At 56.2% G+C, this 19,640-nt stretch carries 9 protein-coding genes; 5 read left to right on the plus strand and 4 right to left on the minus strand.

Annotated elements, in window-relative coordinates; translation table 11 throughout:
* Positions 1-29: 29 nt before the first annotated feature.
* Both IPM31_11800 and IPM31_11805 read left to right on the plus strand, forming a co-directional pair.
* Positions 30-5,975, plus strand: coding sequence for a sortase (locus tag IPM31_11800; GenBank protein ID MBK9007665.1), 5,946 nt, complete (start codon positions 30-32; stop codon positions 5,973-5,975).
* 96 nt (positions 5,976-6,071) lie between these two features.
* Positions 6,072-13,418: a sortase gene (locus IPM31_11805; GenBank protein MBK9007666.1), complete on the plus strand. Its 7,347-nt coding sequence runs from the start codon at positions 6,072-6,074 to the stop codon at positions 13,416-13,418.
* Positions 13,419-13,592: 174 nt separating this feature from the next.
* Here IPM31_11805 and IPM31_11810 read toward each other — a convergent pair whose 3' ends face one another.
* From IPM31_11810 to IPM31_11820, 3 genes are all read right to left on the minus strand, one after another.
* Positions 13,593-13,955, minus strand: coding sequence for a hypothetical protein (locus IPM31_11810; protein ID MBK9007667.1), 363 nt, complete (start codon positions 13,953-13,955; stop codon positions 13,593-13,595).
* A 107-nt stretch (positions 13,956-14,062) separates the two neighbouring features.
* Positions 14,063-14,479, minus strand: coding sequence for a nitroreductase family deazaflavin-dependent oxidoreductase (locus IPM31_11815; protein ID MBK9007668.1), 417 nt, complete (start codon positions 14,477-14,479; stop codon positions 14,063-14,065).
* A gap of 81 nt (positions 14,480-14,560) precedes the next feature.
* Positions 14,561-15,139, minus strand: a complete 579-nt coding sequence (locus tag IPM31_11820; GenBank protein MBK9007669.1) for a GAF domain-containing protein — start codon at positions 15,137-15,139, stop codon at positions 14,561-14,563.
* A gap of 108 nt (positions 15,140-15,247) precedes the next feature.
* Between IPM31_11820 and ftcD the strand changes: the two genes are divergently transcribed.
* The 3 genes from ftcD to IPM31_11835 all read left to right on the plus strand — a co-directional run bounded on the left by ftcD (position 15,248) and on the right by IPM31_11835 (position 18,575).
* On the plus strand, positions 15,248-16,780 hold the full coding sequence (gene ftcD, locus IPM31_11825) for a glutamate formimidoyltransferase (GenBank protein MBK9007670.1): 1,533 nt from the start codon (positions 15,248-15,250) through the stop codon (positions 16,778-16,780).
* 253 nt (positions 16,781-17,033) lie between these two features.
* The gene (locus IPM31_11830) at positions 17,034-17,915 is read left to right on the plus strand and encodes a M23 family metallopeptidase (protein ID MBK9007671.1); all 882 of its coding nucleotides are present in this window, start codon (positions 17,034-17,036) and stop codon (positions 17,913-17,915) included.
* Between the two features lie 105 nt (positions 17,916-18,020).
* Complete coding sequence (locus IPM31_11835; GenBank protein ID MBK9007672.1) at positions 18,021-18,575, plus strand: dCTP deaminase; 555 nt, start codon at positions 18,021-18,023, stop codon at positions 18,573-18,575.
* Between the two features lie 128 nt (positions 18,576-18,703).
* On the opposite strand, the gene IPM31_11840 is transcribed toward IPM31_11835, so the two are convergent.
* Positions 18,704-19,516 carry an MFS transporter gene (locus IPM31_11840; protein ID MBK9007673.1) on the minus strand — a complete coding sequence of 271 codons (813 nt, stop codon included), beginning with the start codon at positions 19,514-19,516 and terminating at the stop codon, positions 18,704-18,706.
* Between the last annotated feature and the right edge of the window lie 124 nt (positions 19,517-19,640).

Consider the following 19,640-nt stretch of genomic DNA (forward strand, 5'->3'; position numbering starts at 1 on the left):
TCTGTAAGTAATTTGTAAGGTGAGAGAAGATGAACTATCCTATTGCTCGCTCGTTCTCCAAAATCCTGACATTGCTGGTCATATTAGTTTTAGTTTTGGGCGCGCTTGGGACAGGCGTTAAACCCGCCCTGGCGCTTACTACAACTATAGATGATATTCCCGTCGCCGCGGTGTTGATTCCCGACGCGCCCCCAGCGCCGAATTGCACGAATCGGACGATCACCGTCGGCTCGCCGACGCCGATCATTATTGGGGATGTCAACATCGGCTTGAATATTTCCCACCCGCGTCGAAGCGATGCGCGAGCCACCCTAACTTCGCCAGCCGGCACCACAGTTGTTTTGATTTCCGGCGCGGGGTTGGGCAATCCTGTGGTCGCCAGCCCGGATGATTACGATAATTACGATGTGTTGCTCGATGATTCAAGCATCAATTCGTTGTACGACAACGATAACGACGATGTGGCTGCGCCTTTCTACGATCGCAATGCGCGCCCGTTTGAAGCGCTCGTCAACTTCAAAGGCGAAAACGCGGTTGGAAACTGGACTCTCTCACTTTGCGATACCCGGAACGGCGATGTTGGAACCTACAACCGCGCGCAACTCACCATCGTGAGCGCAGATCCGAATACCGTCTCTGGCGTAGTGTTTACAGATTACAACGATAACGGCGTGCGTGAGCAGGGCGATGTGGGCGTGCCGGGCGTAACCATCACAGCGTATAACGCGGCAGGCGCAGTTGTCGCTACCACCACTACGGACGCAAATGGCAATTATTCTTTTGCGGGGATCGCGGACGGCACGCAGTTACGCATTGAATTTACCAACATCCCGTCCAACCTGCGCCCCGGCGCGTTCGGCGTCGATTCGGGAACGACCGTTCAGTTTGTCACCAGCCCCGCCGCGGCAGTGGATATGGGCTTGGCAAAGCCGGATGAGTATTGCCAGAATAACCCCTGGCTCGTTTCGCCTTGCTATATCAATGGAGACCCTCTCGGCGGCGGCACTGCTGGATCGGCAAATGTTTTGATCTCCATCCCCTACGATGCGTATGGGCGCGAAGACAACACCATCGAGAATACGCTTGCCACCGGATCTCAAATCGGCGCCACGTGGGGCTTGGCTTTCCAGCGCGCAACGGGGACGGTCTTCGCCGGGGCGTTGGCAAAACGTCACATGGGTTTGGGACCGAACGGCGCGGGAGCGATTTACTCTCTCGTTTTGAATCCGAACACAGGCGCCGGTTCCGCTCCGACATTGTTTGTTGATCTAGCCACTTTGGGCATTCCCACCGGGGCTGGGTCGTTAGGGTCGAATGCCGCGCGCGGCTTGGGTCCCACCTCATCATTGCCGAATACAGATCCCAACGCCTGGGACGCGGTTGGCAAAGTTTCCATCGGCGATATGGACATGGGCTCGAACGACACTACCCTCTGGGTGATGAATCTTGCCAACCAAACTTTATACGCTATCAACGTTGGCAATCCGCCTGTCACTCCCACAGTCGCCGATCTGACTGCATACCCCATTACTTTGCCGGCGGGAGCGACAGCCTGCCCTGCCGGTGACATTCGTCCGTGGGCGGTGGAAATTTCACGCGGCAACGTCTATGTTGGCGTGGTCTGTTCCGCCGAGAGTACGCAAAACGTGAATAATTTGCGGGCATATGTTTTGAGCATGAGCGAAGCCGCGCCCGGCGCGTTTTCACTTGTTATCGATATTCCCCTGAATTACCCGCGCGGGTTTGTAACCAACCCGGCCTTTGTCGGCAATCCTGTAACCGGCTTCCCGGCGGAGTGGCGCCCCTGGATCCCAACCATGACGTCATTGTGCGCCGCGCCGTGCGCCTCCGTAGCCGACCTGGCGTTTGGGAAGCAAATCATTTACCCGCAACCGGTGCTTTCGGATATCGAGTTCGACGTCAATGGCGATTTGATCCTCGGCTTCATGGACCGTCTCGGGCATCAAACGGGTAATGCCAACTTTGCCACAGCAGACCCATGGGGCACAGTGACTTTGTATAACAAAGATACCTACGCGCCGGCTGTAGTCAACATCCCGGCGACCAACCCGGTGACGACCTATGAAGGCGTATCTGCCGGGGATACGATCCGCTTGTGCAGTAACGGCGGCGGTGGCTTCATCCTCGAAAACAACGCCACATGCGGAAGTGTTACCACGGGCGGAGCCGGTAGCGCCCCGGCGCAAGGTCCGGGCGGAGGCGAATACTACTGGCAGGAAATGCATCCCCCCAGCACCGATCTGAACGGCGGCATCCATCATGAAACCACATTGGGCGGTTTGTTGATGATCCCCGGCACGAACGAGATCGCGGTATCGGTCTTTGATCCATTTGAATTGCGGGCGGGCGGTATTGCCTGGTTCAACAACCTGACCGGTGACCGTTCGCGCGCATACGAAGTGTTTGGCATCGACGCGGGCGGCGGGGCGACTACCTTCGGTAAAGCCGCAGGTTTGGGCGATATCGAAGGCTTCTGCTTTGCCGCTCCCATCGAGATCGGCAACCGCGTCTGGCTGGATGCGGATAACGACGGCATTCAAGATGCGGGAGAAACTCCGCTGGCAGGCGTGACGGTTGAGCTGTATGACCAAAACGGCAACCTGGTTGCAACAACTACGACCGATGCGAATGGAAATTATATTTTCAGTTCGCTGACCACCGGCTTGTTGCCGAATTCGCAATATGAAGTGCGCATTCCGTTGGGACAGCCGGCGTTGAGCGGCTTGACTCTCACCACCAACGACGCGAACGGAAACACAGAAGACCAGCGCGATTCAGATGGAACGCCAGTCGGCACAAATGCCGTGGTGACTGTGACGACCGGCGCGCCCGGCGACAATAATCACACTTACGATTTCGGATTCACCGGCACCTACAGCCTCGGCAACCGCGTGTGGTTGGACGATGGCACAGGCGGCGGTGGCGCTGACAATGGTATCCAGGATGGGGCGGAGGTTGGAATCGCGAACGTCGTGGTGAATCTCTATCGCGACGATAACGGCGACAACATCCCCGATGGACCCATCCTCGCAACAGTGACCACAGACGCCGACGGATATTATCGTTTCGATAATTTGCGCGCGGGCGGTTATGTAGTTGAAATTCCCGCCGCGAACTTCAACTCGGGCAACCCGTTGTTCAGCCTGGCAAGCAGCACACCGGATGAAACCAATCCCAATGTGGACGTCGATCAGACCGACAACGGTATCGGGACGGTACCCGATGTGCTCAATGGCATCCGCAGTAACAACATTGTGCTCGGTCCTCCCGGCCCCGCCGAACCGACCAATGAACCGGATATTCCCACCGGCGGTCCCTTCGCCGGGCAGGGCGCTCCCGATTCGCGCGCCAACATGACCGTCGATTTTGGTTTCGTGCCATCTTACAGCATCGGCAACCGCGTCTGGTTCGACACCGATAACGACAGTGCGCGAGACAACGGCGTGGAAGTGGGCGTGGCGGGCGTGATCGTCGAGTTGTACTCTGTCGACGCGCTTGGCAACTATACGCTTGTTGCCACAACCACCACCGACGCCAACGGCTATTATCGTTTCGACGGACTCCCCGCCGGCGATTACTCGGTCGTCATCCCTGCCGACAACTTCTCACCGGGCGGAGCGGGCAGCGCGTTGGTGGGCTACTGGAGCAGCGCCACAACGATCAATAATAACGGCACAACGAGCGAGACTGTTGCCGCGCCAGCCGATAACGATACCGACGATGATGACAACGGCACGCTTCAAACCGCAGGGACGTTTGCGGGCGCCGTAGTCAGTAGCGTCGTCGCCTTGGGACCCGGTCTTTCCGAGCCAGCCAACGAACTCGACCTTTCACCCACCGGTCAAGGCAACATCGACCAACGCGCCAACATGACCGTGGACTTTGGTTTCTATCGCCTCGAACTGGGTAACCTGGTCTTTGAAGATGTAAATAACAATGGCACGTTCGATGCGGGCGATGTACCTCTGCAAGGCGCGCGCGTGCAACTATTCGCCGCGGACGGTGTGACGGAAATCAATGTTGGTCCCGATGGCATCCTCGGCACGGCAGACGACGCGCCGGGCGGCGTGTTAACTGATGTCAATGGAAACTACCTGTTCAGCGGTTTGCCGCAAGGCGACTATATTGTCCGTGTGACGGGACCTGCCGGGTATACCAGCACGATCGACACATTCGACTCTACCGACAACGCCAACCCCAACATCAACCGCGACAATAACGATAACGGCATCGGCACCGGCGCCGGGGTTGTCTCAAGCGCGATTGTCACGCTTACACCGGGCAACGCGGGCGCGTTGAACAACAATACAGTTACCCAAAACAATGGAACCACGCGCAATCCCACCGTTGACTTTGGGTTTGTGCAGGCAAACAACGGAATTCTGAAAACGGTTAATCCGTCGACTCTCACCATCGGCGAACTGGTAACATATCAGGTGGTGGTGACAATCCCGCCGTCTGTGGCCGGCGCGTACGACAACGCTGTCGTCACCGACACGATGGATCGCGGGCTTGCCCTGTTTGACTGCGTCAGCGTAACCGCCTCGGCGGCTACATTGACAACCAGTGTCGCGCCGGGTGATTTTTCAACGATCTGCGCCAATAACGTGACGACTAACGATACGGGCACAGGTTTGCCGGAAGATATAGATCGCCAGGTTGTTTTCTCGCTGGGCAATATCGTCAACTCCGGTCAAGCCGACGCCACCCTGACCATCACCTACCGCGCCATCGTTCTCGACATTCCATCCAATCGCGGCACGCTCAATAATCAAACGGTTCTCAACAATAGCGCGGTGTTCACCTCCAGCAACGGCACGCTTGGACCGGTGTCGCGCCAGGTGACTCTGATCGAGCCAGACTTGCAGATCGTGAAATCATCGAGCACGAACTTTGTGGCGGCAGGTACACCGGTAGACTTTACGCTGACCATATCTCACACTGCCAACAGTCTCGCCGACGCGTTCGATGTGTTGGTGACAGACCCGATACCGGCCGGGTTGGATTATGTCGCCGGTTCGATCATATGCACTGACGGCGACCAGGATGCCGCGCTCGTGAACTGCGCGTATGATGCGCCAACGAATACGATCATCGGCGAATGGAGCGCTTTCACTCGCCTGCCCACCACAGACCGGTTGATCATCCGCTTCCAGGTAACCGGCAGCGCGACTCTGACACCGGGCACGACCATCACCAATGTAGCCAACGTTCAATGGACCAGCGAGCTTGGTCCGCAGGAAACGCCGGATTCATTCTCCAACCCGCCCAATGGATTTGCCACCGAACGTTTCTACGACCCTGCCAGTCCGAACCCGATCAACACGATCTACGGCGATAGCGATAACCTCGTGTTGAACCCCGTCGGCAACGGCGGAGGTGGCGGGGGCGGGGGCGGTAATACGACCGCAAAGAGCGGCACGGGTCCCTTCATCCTCGTCTCCGGCGGTTTCGGCTTTGCCCCGGATACCGTCACCCCGCTGGATGTTGCCACGAAGCCCACCTACGACTCGTCCAACCTGACCATTAAGATTCCGTCCATCAAGATGTCCGCGCCGATCGTGGGTATGGATTTCAAAGACGGGATGTGGGACGCCTCGTGGTTGCAGAATCAGGCTGGGTGGCTGGAAGAGACCGCCTATCCCACTTGGAGCGGCAACAGCGTCATCAGTGGTCACGTGGTTGGGGCAGACGGCAAACCCGGCGTCTTCTATCGTTTGAAGTATGTGGTTAAAGGCGCGTACGTGTACGTCTATAACTCCGGCTATCTCTATACCTATCAGGTGATCTCCAAAGAGGTTGTCCAGCCGCACTCGGTTGGCGTTCTCGAGCATGCCGATGAGCCCATGCTGACCTTGCTCACCTGCGACCAGTACGATATCAAAACAGGCGCCTACAAACACTGGGTCATGGTCAAAGCCGTGTTGGTGGATGTGACCGCCGCCGATCGGTAATCTGATACTTTAACAAAATGGCTGGCGCGCGCCAGCCATTTTGTGTTAATATTCTTGCACTTCCGTCGCCGGGCGCGCCCGGCTGTGAGGCGTGTTATGAGAACCGCACCCCATGGGTTGGTTATTCGAATACTTTGTTTCGTTTTGTCTTTTGTCTTCCTTTTTAACCCGATGGGGGTGTCTGTTGCGCGCGCATTAACCACCACAGTCAATGATGGGCCGGTCTTTGCTCCAATTACTGATCTCAGTTGCGGCGCTCCGCTGACGCGGAATATCGCCGTTGCCGCGAATGTCGTAATCTCAGATATTAACGTTGGCGTGAATCTTAATCATACCCGCCGCAGTGACGTGCGCGTCACACTCACTTCGCCGGCGGGGACAACGGTCGTCTTGATCTCCGGTGGCGGCTTGGGCGCGCCGACCATCGCCAGCCCGGACGATTACGATAACTACGACATCATGCTGGACGACACGGCGGTTGGCTCGATCTACGATAACAGCAATGACAGCGTCGGCTTTCCTTATTACGATCGACAGACCGCCCCTCCCGGAACATCCGCGCGACCCTATGAATTATTGAGCGCGTTCAAAGGGCAAAATTCTGCGGGAACCTGGGTGTTGCGTATCTGCGATACGAGCGCGGGGCAAACGGGCTTCTACAACCGCGCCCAACTGGTTATCACAAGCGCCAACCCGAACACCGTGAGCGGAAACGTTTTTACCGATTACAACGATAATGGAGTCCGCGGCGCGGGGGATACCGCCGTTGCCGGCATTACCGTCACGGCGTATGACGCGACCGGCGCCGTTGTGGCAAGCGCGGTGACGAATGCCTCCGGGGGATACACGCTCGCCATCCCCAACGGGACGCAAGTCCGCATCGAATTCACGGGGATTCCTGCCGCGCTTCGCCCCGGCGCATTCGGCAGGGACTCGGGAACAACGGTCCAGTTCGTCACCAGTCCCTCTGCCGGTGTAGATTTGGGGTTATCCAAACCGGATGAATACTGCCAGAACAACCCGTTCCTGGTGATGCCTTGTTATGTCAATGGCGATCCATTAGGCGGCGGTTCATCTGGCGCCACCGACGCCATGGTTTCGATACCCAATTCTGCCTATGGGCGCGCGAATAACACGGTTGAACAGATCTTGGCAACCAACGCGCAAATCGGAGCGACCTGGGGCTTGGCGTATCAACGCTCGACCAACACAGTATTTGCCGCCGCGCTGGCAAAGAGACATTCGGGGTTTGGCTCATTGGGCGGCGGCGGAATTTACGCCATTGTCGTAAACCCGGTAACGGGCGCCTCCACATCGGTTTCCACGTTTGTCGATATCGACACCTTCGCCGGCGTGGATGATGGCGCGCTGGATGACACCGCGCGCGGCTTGCCGGCTGTTTCAGCCACCCCCAACAACGATCCAAACGCGTGGGATGCTGTGGGCAAACAAGCGATCGGCGATATGGATATCGGCGCGTCCGACGATACCTTGTGGTTGATCAACCTTACAGACCGTTCACTTTACTCTCTCGATATTGGCATTCCCGCCGTTGCGCCGGCAACCTATAACACGGCAACCGCCATCACTCTTCCCCCCGGCGCGACAGCCTGCGCGGCAAGCGACACGCGCCCGTGGGCGGTGGAAGTGTATCAAGGCAATGTGTATGTGGGCGTGGTGTGTTCGGCTGAGAGCACTCAGAGCGTCAACGACTTGCGCGCGTATATTATTCGCACCAGCGAATCCGCGCCGGGCGCGTGGACGCTGGTGTATGAATTCGCCTTGAATTATCCGCGCGGCGTGGTCAGCGCGGACGCGCCCGGTTACCCGGCAGAATGGCGCCCCTGGTCGAACGTGTTCACCACCCTCTGCGAAGCGCCTTGCGCGCCCGGGCTTTCCTACGGAAATCAATTGATCTATCCCCAGCCGATCCTGTCCGATATCGAATTCGATACAGATGGCGATATGCTCATAGGTTTGATGGATCGCATGGGTCACCAGACCGGCGAGGTCAACTACTCCACCTCCGCGGCAACCACATCGTTCAACTTTTACGATTTTACGACCGGGTACACGATCACTTCGGTGACCATCAACGCCGGCTCCACCTTTGAAGGCACCTCGGCGGGCGATATCTTGCGGGTGTGCAATGTAGCGGGAACTTTTGTGTTGGAGAATAACGCCACCTGCGGAGGCATCACCACCGGCGGGGCAGGGAGCGCGCCCGCGCAAGGACCGGGTGGCGGCGAATATTACTGGCAGGATATGTACGCCGTGTCCGGCGCGCTCAACTCCGGCACCCACAACGAGGTGACATTGGGCGGCTTGGTGCTTATGCCGGGCACCGACGAGATCGCCGTTTCTGTATACGATCCATTCGATATTCGCTCGGGCGGGGTGGCATGGTTCAGCAACCTGACCGGCATGCGCACGCGCGCCTTTGAGTTATTCCCGCGCACCGACAATGCCAGCCTCTTTGGCAAAGCCGCCGGCATCGGCGACGTGGAAGGATTCTGCTACATGGCTCCCATCGAGATCGGGAATCGTCTGTGGATGGAATCGGACGGAGACGGGATTCAAGACCCGGGCGAGTTACCGCTCGCAGGCGTGACCGTGGAACTGTATCAAGGCGGAACTTTGATCGCCACCGCCGTGACCGATGCGAACGGGAGTTATTACTTTAGTTCGGGACCCGGCGCCTCCACCGGCAGTCGCATCTACCTGCTCGACACCCTCGACCCGAATACCACCTACGAGATACGCGTTCCCAATGCGTTGGGCGGGAGCCAGCAAGCCCCGCTTGCCGGGTTGGCGCTCTCCCCGGCAGATGCCGATGCCGATCAGCGCGATTCGGATGGAACCTATAATGGAAACAACGCGGTCATTACGATCACAACGGGAAACGCGGGCGATAATAATCACACCTACGATTTTGGTTTCACACAATCGTATAGTTTGGGCAACCGCGTCTGGTTTGACACGAACAATGACGGCTTGTTGAACAACGCGGAAGTGGGCGTGAGCGGGGTCCGGGTGGAATTATTCCAGGATAACGGCGCAACGCCGGGCGTGTGGGATGCGGGCGACACCTTCCTCTCGTTCGATGCCACCGATGCCGGCGGCTACTATCGGTTTGATAATCTCCCCGCGGGCGACTTTGTGGTTTTGATCCCCGACGATAACTTCCGCGATGTGGGAGTGGGGGATACCGTGCCGGCGAATCCGCTGGCGGGATATTGGAGCAGTCTCACGTCGATGGCGGCGAACGGCGCGATCACCGACGCAACCGCGAACGACCCGGACACAACCGTCCTGGACAGCGACGATAACGGGAGCACAACCCTCACCGGCGCCGCCATCGATTACGTGGCATCTACGGCGGTGACGTTGGGGCCGGGCACATCGGAACCTACGGGCGAGACAGACCCGGTAGCGAATCCTGAAGCGGGCGAGTCGCCGGATAACCGATCCAACCGCACAGTTGACTTCGGCTTTTACCGGGTCGAAATTGGCAACCTCGTCTTTGAAGATGTGAACGGCGATGGCGATTATGATGCGGGAACGGATGCCTTGCTGGCTGGCGCAACGGCGCAATTGTTTGCCTCGGATGGCGTCACTGAGATCCATGTTGGACCGGATGGCATTCTGGGCACAGCCGATGACGCGCCTGGCGGAGTGATTACCGGCGCGAGCGGCGTGTATACCTTCGGCGGGTTGCCCGCCGGCGATTACATCGCGCGCGTCACGCCGCCGGTGGGATTCACCAGCACGGTGGATACTGCCGCGCCTGCCGACACGATCGACCCCGATACGAACACCGACAACAACGATAACGGCATTGGCGTTGCCGGCGGCGCCGTGAATAGCGGGACGCTTACTATGACGCCCGGCGAAGTTGCCGCAAATATCACCGTGACGAACGCAACCGCAACCACATCCGACCCAACGGTGGACTTTGGCTTTGTGCGCGCCTACAGCCTCGGCAACCGCGTTTGGTTCGATACCAACAACAACGGCGCGCTCGATGCCGGCGAACTTGGCATCGATGGCGCGCTGGTCGAGTTATACGCCGCGGATGGAGCGGGCAACCCAACCGGCGCGGCGCTTGCCAATCAAATTACAGCGGGCGGCGGATATTATCGCTTTGATAATCTTGTCGCCGGGGATTATGTGGTCGTCGTCGCGGCGGATAATTTCATCGTCAACGGTTCCAACGACGTGTTGGCTGGTTACTGGTCCTCCGGCACGACTCGCCTCCCGAACGGGGCGCTCAGCGAGCCTGTCGCTCCAGACGCCGACCTTGTTGTCAACGACGCCGACGATAACGGCACGCTTCAAAACGCCGGCGCATTCAACGGGGCAGTCCTCAGCGCGGCGGTCACGTTGGGTCCCGGCTCAGCGGAACCGACCGGCGAGACCGACCTCTCCGGCGGGCAAGGCGCCCTTGATAACCGCGCCGATATGACGGTGGACTTTGGCTTTTACACGATGACTCTTGGAAACCGCGTGTGGGCAGACGCGAACGATGACGGCTTGCTGGGCGTCGAGATCGGCATTAACGGAGTCGATTTAGAATTGCTGTCCGGCGATGGCTTGACGGTCATCGCCACAACCACGACCGCTGGCAATGGCGATTATTCGTTTGCCGGTCTTCCTGCCGGCGATTACATCGTGCGTATTGCCGCGGCAGAATTCAACGTGGGCGGCACGCTCGAAGGGTTGACCTCCAGTTCGGGCGGCGGAATATACGAACCCGCGCCCGATGCGGATGTCGACACGAGCGATAACGACGATAACGGATCGGTCATAGGCGTGTTAGGCGCGGGCGGAGTCATCCAGACTGAGGTGGTCACGCTCACGCCGGGCGCCGAGGCTTCCGCCAACAATGCCACTGGCACAACAGACGAACCGCGCGTCGATCTAGGCGTGGTGACCGTTCCATATAGCCTCGGCAACCGCGTCTGGTTCGATACAGATAACAACAGCGCCATCGACGCGGGCGAAGTTGGGGTGAATGGAGTAACCGTTCAACTTTACGCGGCAGATGGAGCGGGCAATCCCACAGGGGTTGCGCTGGGGACTACCACAACAGCAGGCGGCGGATATTATCGCTTCGATAACCTGATCGCCGGGGATTATGTGGCGGTTCTGCCCGCGAGCAACTTTGCAGGCGGCGGCGCGCTCGAAGGATATTGGAGCAGCGGCACAACGATCAGCGGCGCGGGCGTGATCGGTGAAACAGCCGCCCCGGATGCCGACCTCGTTGTATCGGACACAGACGATAACGGCGCGCGCCAAAATGCCGGCGCGTTCGCTGGGGCGGTGATCAGTTCAGCCGTCACACTTGGACCCGGCTCCACTGAACCAACCGGAGAAACGGATCTGTCCGGGTCGGGTCAGGGCGCGGCGGATAATCGCGCCGATATGACTGTGGATTTCGGCTTTTATCGCCAGCAGTTGGGCAACCTTGTGTTTGAAGACGTGAACATCAACGGCGTGTTCGACGCGGGCGATGTGGCAATCGCAGGCGCGACAGTTCAATTATTTGCCGCAGATGGCGCAACCGAGATCAACGTCGGTCCCGACGGTATTTTGGGAACGGCAGACGATGCGGCAGGCGGCATAATCACCGGCGCGGGCGGAGCGTATCTCTTTAACGGTTTGCCCCAGGGCGATTACATTGCGCGCGTTACACCGCCTGCGGGATACCTCAGCGCCATCGACTCGTTCGACGCCGCCGATTCCACCGACCCCGATGTAAATGCGGACAATAACGATAATGGTATCGGCACAGGTTCGGGCGCGGTTTCGAGCGCGGCGATCACGCTCACGCCGGGGAGCGCCGGCGCGGCATCGAACAACACAGTCACACAGAATAACGGAACCACTTCGAATCCCACACTCGATTTTGGTTTCATTCAACAAGCCAACCCCGGCGGCTTTGCCAAAACACTGCTTTCGAGCAACCAGGCATTTACGATCGACCCGGATGTCGCCATCGGCGAGATCGTTACCTACCGGGTTCAGATCACCATTCCGACCGGAACTTTTAACAACGCGCAGTTGGTGGATACCATGGAGCGCGGTCTTTCGTTCATCGATTGCGCGGCGATCAGCGCCGGAACGTTGATCACTTCCATCGCGGGAGGTTTTGCCGCCATCTGCGCCAACCCAACTGTGGATGATGCCGGCGGCGGAACGCCGGTGGATGTGGGGCGACGCGTCACCTTTAATTTTGGCTTGCTCACCAACCCCGGCGCTCCACAAACCCTGACGATCGACTATCGCGCCGTGATTCTCGATAGCGCGGCGAACGTCTCCGGCGTCGATCTGGACAACAGCGCGGTCTGGAGTTCGGATGCCGGCACAGTGGGTCCGCGCGCAACGACGGTGACCATCGTGGAACCGGATGTGTCGATCCTGAAAACGTCCAGTTCGTCCACTGTGTCTGTTGGTTCTGTGGTCACCCTGACGTTGACGATCAACCATACCGCGGCGAGCGAAACAGACGCGTACGACCTTGTCGTCTCCGATCCGTTGCCGGTGGAACTAGATATGGTTCTCGGCTCATTGGACTGCAACGCCGGCGCTCAACCTGCGGATGTGGGCGCGTGTTTGTACAACGCCGGCACGCGGACGATCTCTGCCGCGTGGAGCAACTTCCAATTGGGCGGCGGCGATGGGCGCATCACGTTTGATGTGACTGTGTTGTCGGCGCCTGCCACGAATGTAGGCACTGTGGCATGGACGAGTCTGCCGGGCGTTCCGCCCAGCCCGGTGGGCAATCCGCCGGGGCAACAGAACAGCAATATATTTTCGACTGAACGCGATTACGACCCCGGCGATCCGATCGATGTCTACGGCGTAAGTTCAACTCTGGTGCTGGGCGCGCCGGGCACCGGTTCATCGAATGCCATCCGGGCAGATATTCCCGCGACCGGCTTTGCCCCGAACGCGGTCACCGACTTGAGCAATGTGCCGCGCGAGTCGTATTCCGAGTTTGCCAACGATATCTGGCTGGAGATCCCCTCGCTCGGCGTGAAGATGAACATCGTCGGCGTGCCGCTCCGCAATGGGGGGTGGAATGTCGCCTGGTTGGGTAAACAGGCTGGGTGGCTGGAAGGAAGCGCTTTCCCAACCTTGCAGGGAAACAGCGTGTTGACCGGTCACGTGGTGTTGGCGAGCGGCTTGCCGGGTCCGTTTGTAAATTTGGGCAAGTTGAAGTATGGCGACCAGGTCATCGTCCATGCCAATGGGCAGAAATACATTTATGAAATTCGCGCGAACCGCGAAGTCAGCCCGAAGGATTCGTCGGTGTTCAAGCACGAGGAACAAACATGGTTGACGCTGGTCACCTGCAAAGATTTCGACGAGAAGACGAATACGTATTTGAAGCGCGTTGTTGCGCGCGCCGTGCTGGTGAAAGTGGAGGCGGAAAAGTAACCGCTTGCAGGTATGAGAGAAACAAACTCGCCAGCGAAACCGATCTTTCGCTGGCGAGTTTGTTTTTTTGGATGCTTTCGTTATTCACTTTGAAATTTGCAGAGATTGGCGTAAAGTAGCGGGCAATAAACCAATGGCGCGTAAGTCTTGGTTAACTCCGTTTGATACGAAGTGTCAATATGCTCCCGAACATTGCCATTCTTCCTCGGGCGTGTAAGCGCAGGTGTTCATGCCAGGACCGAGATAGTGGAAGGAAAAAATGAAACTATCGCCGGTGGAACTGTACGAAAAATCCAACCCGTCAATTTTCTTCGGCGTTTCAGGGATGTAGTCCGGCGTGAGTTCGTCAAGCGTGGCTGGGTAGACGCCATGGTCTGTTTTGTATTCCTCCAGCGCGGCAATGACTGGCTCGCTGAGCGCGTAGCCGCGTTCGGCGGAGTCTCCCACGCCCGGAGGTTCCTCGGTGGGTAGGATGGCGTTGCAGGCGATGGTGAAGACGACGACGGCAATCAATAAAAGAGGGCGAAGAAGTTTCATGTTTTTCTCCGATTGACGAATTTCCGCTCTGTATTTTTTGCCGATGATACCTTAAAACCTCCCAACGAAGTCAGGAGGGAATTGGATTTTACAGAGTTGAAGGAGACTTAATGCTTGCGCTCTAACACGATCACAGGAATGACGCGCTTCGTTTTCTGGCGATAGTCGTTAAAGGCGGGCATCATTTCAGCCATTTTGTTGTAGAGTCGCGTCCGTTCGGGTTCGTCGCTCATCACTTTCGCCTCGGCTTGAAACTTCTCCGTCCCCGCCTCCACAGTGACCGAGGGATGCGCGACGAGGTTGTAATACCAGTCTGGGTTCGTCGGCGCGCCGCCCATGGATGCGATCACCACATAGCGGTCACCGTCTTTCACGTATGCCGCCGGGTTGATACGCGGCTTTTGGCTCTTTGCTCCAGTGGTATGTAAGAGAAGCAATGTTTTCCCTTCAAAATGTCCCCCAACCTTACCTTGATTGGCTCGAAATTCATCAATAATCCCCCGATTCCAATTGTTTGGACTCACATCTGCACCTCGTAAATATAGATTTATATATTTGACGAAGTGCGTGTTTTGATTTTTACCGTTGGTTGTGTATGAGTTGTGTCAGAGATTATCTACACCTAATTTTCCCCTAGATATTGAAGCAATGTGATCTGCCAGAGAGCATAGCTTAACTATTTCTTCTTCCGAAAACTTTGGCTCCACATCGAGATTGATTTCTAGGATCCCGATTATTTTATGATTTGTTTGTATTGGGATAAATAATTCTCCCTGGGTAAGTGGCAACTGAGGACTCCAAAACTTGCCAATTTTCGCTAGGAAATTTCTATTGACAACTTTGCGTTCCATAATTTGATAGCCGAGAATTTCCCCTTTTGCCCAATTTATCAATTGTATTTCATTCGAGTAAACGGCAGTCCCCGCGTGCCATGATTGGTTTTTGCCGTTAACAATCTTGCACTTATGTCCAATTTTCAAAAATGCTTTTCCTGCTTCTCCACTTCCTCCTTTGAAGACCACAAATTTATTATTGGAATCAGATAGGTATATCCCAGCGAAGTAAAAACCTAGTGTCTGGGTAATAACTTCAGCAACATTGTTCCAGTAATTTTCTATACTGGTTTCTTGTTTTACATCAATAAATTGATTGACTACCACATCTATTTTTTCTATATCAAACATAGTTTTCAGTTTCGAAATTATACATTACCTCCCGTAAAAATCTTCTACCCTTTATAATTGCGTCACTAATCCACAACAAACCACCCAACCAACGGACTAACCAACTACATGACTACCCTCATCGAATGCATCCCCAACTTTTCCGAAGCGCGGCGACCTGAAGTGATAGACCAGATCGTCGCCGCCATCCAAGCGGTCAGCGAGGTGAAACTCCTCGACCGCTCCTCCGACCTCGACCACAACCGCACGGTGCTGACTTTTGCAGGTTCGCCCGCAGGCGTGGAGGAAGCCGCGTTCCGCGCGATCAAGACCGCCGCCGAACTCATTGACCTCGACGCGCACACGGGCGAGCATCCACGCATTGGCGCGACGGATGTCTGTCCGTTCGTTCCGCTCAGTGGCGCGACGATGGACGAGTGCGTTGCGATCGCTCAAAGGCTTGGTCAACGCGTCGCGGGCGAACTCAGCCTCCCCGTCTATTTATATGAAGCGGCGGCAACGCGTCCCGAGCGCGCGAATCTCGAAAACATCCGCAAGGGGCAATACGAGGGACTCAAGACCGAAATTGAGTCCGATCCGAATCGCAAACCCGATTATGGTCCGAGCAAACTTCCGAAGGCGGGCGCAACAGTTATCGGCGCGCGCGCTCCGCTGATTGCGTTCAACGTCTATCTCACGAGCGACGATGTGAGCATCGCGAAAAAGATCGCGAAGGCGGTGCGTCATTCATCGGGCGGGCTTCGATATGTGAAAGGTCTCGGCTTGCTCGTGGATGGACGCGCGCAGGTCTCGATGAATCTCACCAACTTTCACGAAACGCCCATCGCGCGCGTGGTCGAGTTCATTCGACGCGAGGCGGGACGATACGGCGTGAACATTCATCACTGCGAACTCGTCGGATTGATTCCGCAAGAAGCGTTGGTGGATGCGGCGGTCTGGTACACCCAATTGGATTCATTCTCTCCCGAACAGATTCTCGAGTCTCGACTCTTTACCTCGTCCTCCGCCGCCGCTTCTCCCCCCCCTCAGCCCGCTTCATTTTTAGACGAGTTAGCGTCCGCCTTGCCCGCGCCTGGAGGCGGATCCGCCGCCGCGTATGCTGGCGCAATGGGCGCCGCGCTGGTCGCGATGGTTTCGGGTCTCACCATCGGGAGAAAAAAATACGCCGAAGTCGAAGCCGAGATGCAAGCCGTGCGCGTGATGGCTGAAAAACTCCGCGCTGAAATGACCCAAGCCGTGGACGACGACGCCGCGTCGTTTGAGGCGGTCATTGGTGCATTCAAATTACCGAAAGAGACTGAAGAACAACAAGTAGCCCGCACTGCCGCGATCCAACGCGCCACGTTGAATGCCGCGCATATCCCTCTTCATTCAGCTGAACGATCCGTCAAGATCATGGAACTCGCGGTCAAGTGCGCCGAGCATGGCAACCTCAACGCCATCAGCGACGCGCTGTCAGGTTTTGCCATGTCGCGCGCATCGCTCACCGCCGCCGCCTACAATGTGCGGATCAACATCCATTCATTGCCAGACAAATCCGCTGGGGATGGATACTTGAGCGAACTCACCGAACTCGAAAAACAAGCAGACACCCTTGAATCGAAAATCCGCAAAGTGATGAAGGAGCGGGGTGGGATTTAGTTAGTGACGTTACGCAAGCAAAGCCGATTTGGCTTCCGTAGCGCGACATTCATGTCGCCCTTTCTCATGAATAACATCAAAATCGAAATACATCTCGCGTCGTAGCATCTATTGCGTAACAACAGAATAGCTACAAAACAATCTATAATCGTTTTACCCCTTCGGGGTTTCTATAGTCCGCATGAGAATTATTTCCAGTTTTCTTTTTTTGATATTCCTCGTATCTTGTTCATCGACTCAAACGGTTGTGCCAGTGGTTAGCGCAACATCAACGATTCAACCTCCTTTCGAACCAACGTCCACTTCTATTCCTCCCACGCGAACAGCAACAGCGCTTCCAACGTCAACACAGACAGCGACTCCAATTCCCTGCAATCCCCTCACCGCCGATTTCTGCATTACCGATGGACATTTCCTCCTCCAGCGACCGATCCACCCTCCTGCGAATGATTCGGTGGAGAGAACGTATCCGTTCGCGTCGACAGGCAACGGGACGCGCGACCCGCATCGCGGCGTGGAGTTTATCAACGAGTTGGGGACTCCTGTCCATGCGGCGGGGGAGGGGGTTGTCGTCTTCGCAGGTCCAGACGAGGTAGCAATTTATTCCCCTTGGACAATTTTTTATGGCAACCTTGTTGTGATTCAACATGACGATGAATTATTCACCTTGTATGCCCACCTGTCCAAAATTGATGTTGCAACAGGCGATCGTGTTGAAGCGGGTGATAAGATCGGCGAAGTGGGGCGCAGTGGCGTGGCGATTGGGAGTCACCTCCATTTTGAAGTCCGCCGTGGGGCTGTGGAGGATTATTTTTCGATGGTCAACCCTGAATTGTGGCTCTTGCCAAGCAAATCAGATTTTGGCGCGTTGGCGATTTCGGTTCAGGATGCGAATTCAACGTTACAAAAAGCGGATATCACTCTCCAGCAGGTTTCTCCCTCGGGCGAAATTCTTGGTTTGATCTACCTTGAAACGTATGATTCAACATTGGCGTTAGGCGAGGAGAATATAGGGATCAACGACCTGTCTGCTGGGCGTTATCGTATTACGTTCATGTATCACGGCGGCCTTTATGAAAGGCGAGTTGAAGTACAATCGGGAAAACTTACGCAGGTTGTGATTGTTGTGAAATAAAATCTAACCCATGTCATTCTGAGCCGCAAAGCGGCGAAGAATCTCCTCGTGGCATTGGAGACCCTTCGCCTAACGGCTCAGGGTGACATCAATTGGAGAATAACTATGGGACTCAAACCCGACCACTGGATTCGCAAGATGGCAAAGGAACAACGCATGATCGAACCGTTTGTTGACAAGCAGGTTCGGCAGGGAGTGATCTCCTACGGCGTTTCGTCGTACGGATACGACATTCGTGTGGCGGATGAATTCATGATCTTCACGAACGTCCACTCGGCGATCGTTGATCCGAAGAACTTCGACCCGAAATCCATGTTCGAGTTCAAAGGCGACGTATGCGTCATCCCGCCGAATTCTTTTGCTTTGGCGCGGACTATTGAATATTTCCGCATTCCACGCAAAGTGTTGACCATCTGTTTGGGCAAATCCACGTATGCGCGGTGCGGGTTGATCGTTAACGTCACGCCGTTTGAGCCAGAGTGGGAAGGCTACGTCACGCTCGAGATCTCGAACACGACCCCGCTCCCTGCGAAGATCTATGCCAACGAGGGCTTGGCGCAAGTCTTGTTTTTTGAGGCGGATGAGGAGTGTGAAGTTTCGTATGCAGACAAGAAGGGGAAGTATCAAGGACAGAAGACGATTGTCCTGCCGAAGTTGTAATAGATGCGATACGCCGCCCCGCAGTTTTTTTTGTATAACACGGCTCAGTCAACCAAACCTGCGGGACGTTCTGAGTAAGGTGCAGTTATAACTTGACGGGCTGAGGAGAAATCCTCAGCCCGTTTTGATTAGTGCGCGCCTTCTCGTTTTGCGTCTTCTATCGCCTTGTCGGTGTTGACGAAGGGCAGGATTGCCAAGCCGACCACGAAGAAGAAGATCAACGCAAGGATGGCGATTCGCAAGTTGCCAAAGATTGTCACTGCGACGCCGAAGACCAACGTCCCCAGCCAGGATGTGCCGCGTTCGCTGATCTCGTAGATCGAGAAAAATTCCGCTTCTTTGTTCTTGGGAATCATCTGGGCGAACAAACTTCGGCTGATCGCCTGTGAGCCGCCGAGGACAAGAGCGATGACGGCTCCAAGAATCATAAACTCCGTCGCGCGCGAGTCGCCTTTCATGCCGCCGTAAGCGTAAATCACAACCGCCGCCCAAATCACAAGGCTGACGATAATGGCGCGCTTGGCTCCGATCCAATTGGCGAGTTTGCCCCAGAACAACGCCCCGAAAAATGCCACGAATTGAATCAACAATATGACAGAGATCAGGGTCGTTTGTCCCAACTCGAGTCCGCCGCGGATCAGAGGCGCGTCGGCAAAGACAGCCGCGACGGCGATCACGGTTTGGATACCGTCGTTATAGATCAAATACGATGTCAGGAATTTGGATGTTTCAGGTGTGGTGCGATACTTGTTACGCAGGAAGCGAACTAACAGGATGATGGGACCAAACAGGGGAACAAAGACCGGCAGAAGCGCGAGGTCCGCATCCAATTGTCCACTGCCGATCAGTTGCGTGATAAAAGGCGTAATCAAGGGCGCCCATATCAATATGAGGAGAGGGGAGAGCAGATAGAAGGCAATGGATTTTGCCGGCACATCCATTGTTTTAGAGAGTTGCTTGAAGGCGACGGTTAATAAATTTTCGCCAGGCGGAATTTCATGGGCGGCATGGCGCGAACGCAACCTTCTCCACGTCACGGTGGAAAAAGCCAGCCACCAAATTCCC

The sequence above is a fragment of the Candidatus Defluviilinea gracilis genome (assembly GCA_016716235.1).
Taxonomy (GTDB): Bacteria; Chloroflexota; Anaerolineae; order Anaerolineales; family Villigracilaceae; genus Defluviilinea; species Defluviilinea gracilis.

Coding starts and splice junctions, on each gene's coding strand:
- IPM31_11800 (MBK9007665.1), top strand. CDS start 30: ATGAACTATCCTATTGCTCGCTCGTTCTCCAAAATCCTGACATTGCTG.
- IPM31_11805 (MBK9007666.1), top strand. CDS start 6,072: ATGAGAACCGCACCCCATGGGTTGGTTATTCGAATACTTTGTTTCGTT.
- IPM31_11810 (MBK9007667.1), bottom strand. CDS start 13,955: ATGAAACTTCTTCGCCCTCTTTTATTGATTGCCGTCGTCGTCTTCACC.
- IPM31_11820 (MBK9007669.1), bottom strand. CDS start 15,139: ATGTTTGATATAGAAAAAATAGATGTGGTAGTCAATCAATTTATTGAT.
- ftcD (MBK9007670.1), top strand. CDS start 15,248: ATGACTACCCTCATCGAATGCATCCCCAACTTTTCCGAAGCGCGGCGA.
- IPM31_11835 (MBK9007672.1), top strand. CDS start 18,021: ATGGGACTCAAACCCGACCACTGGATTCGCAAGATGGCAAAGGAACAA.
- IPM31_11840 (MBK9007673.1), bottom strand. CDS start 19,516: ATGGATGTGCCGGCAAAATCCATTGCCTTCTATCTGCTCTCCCCTCTC.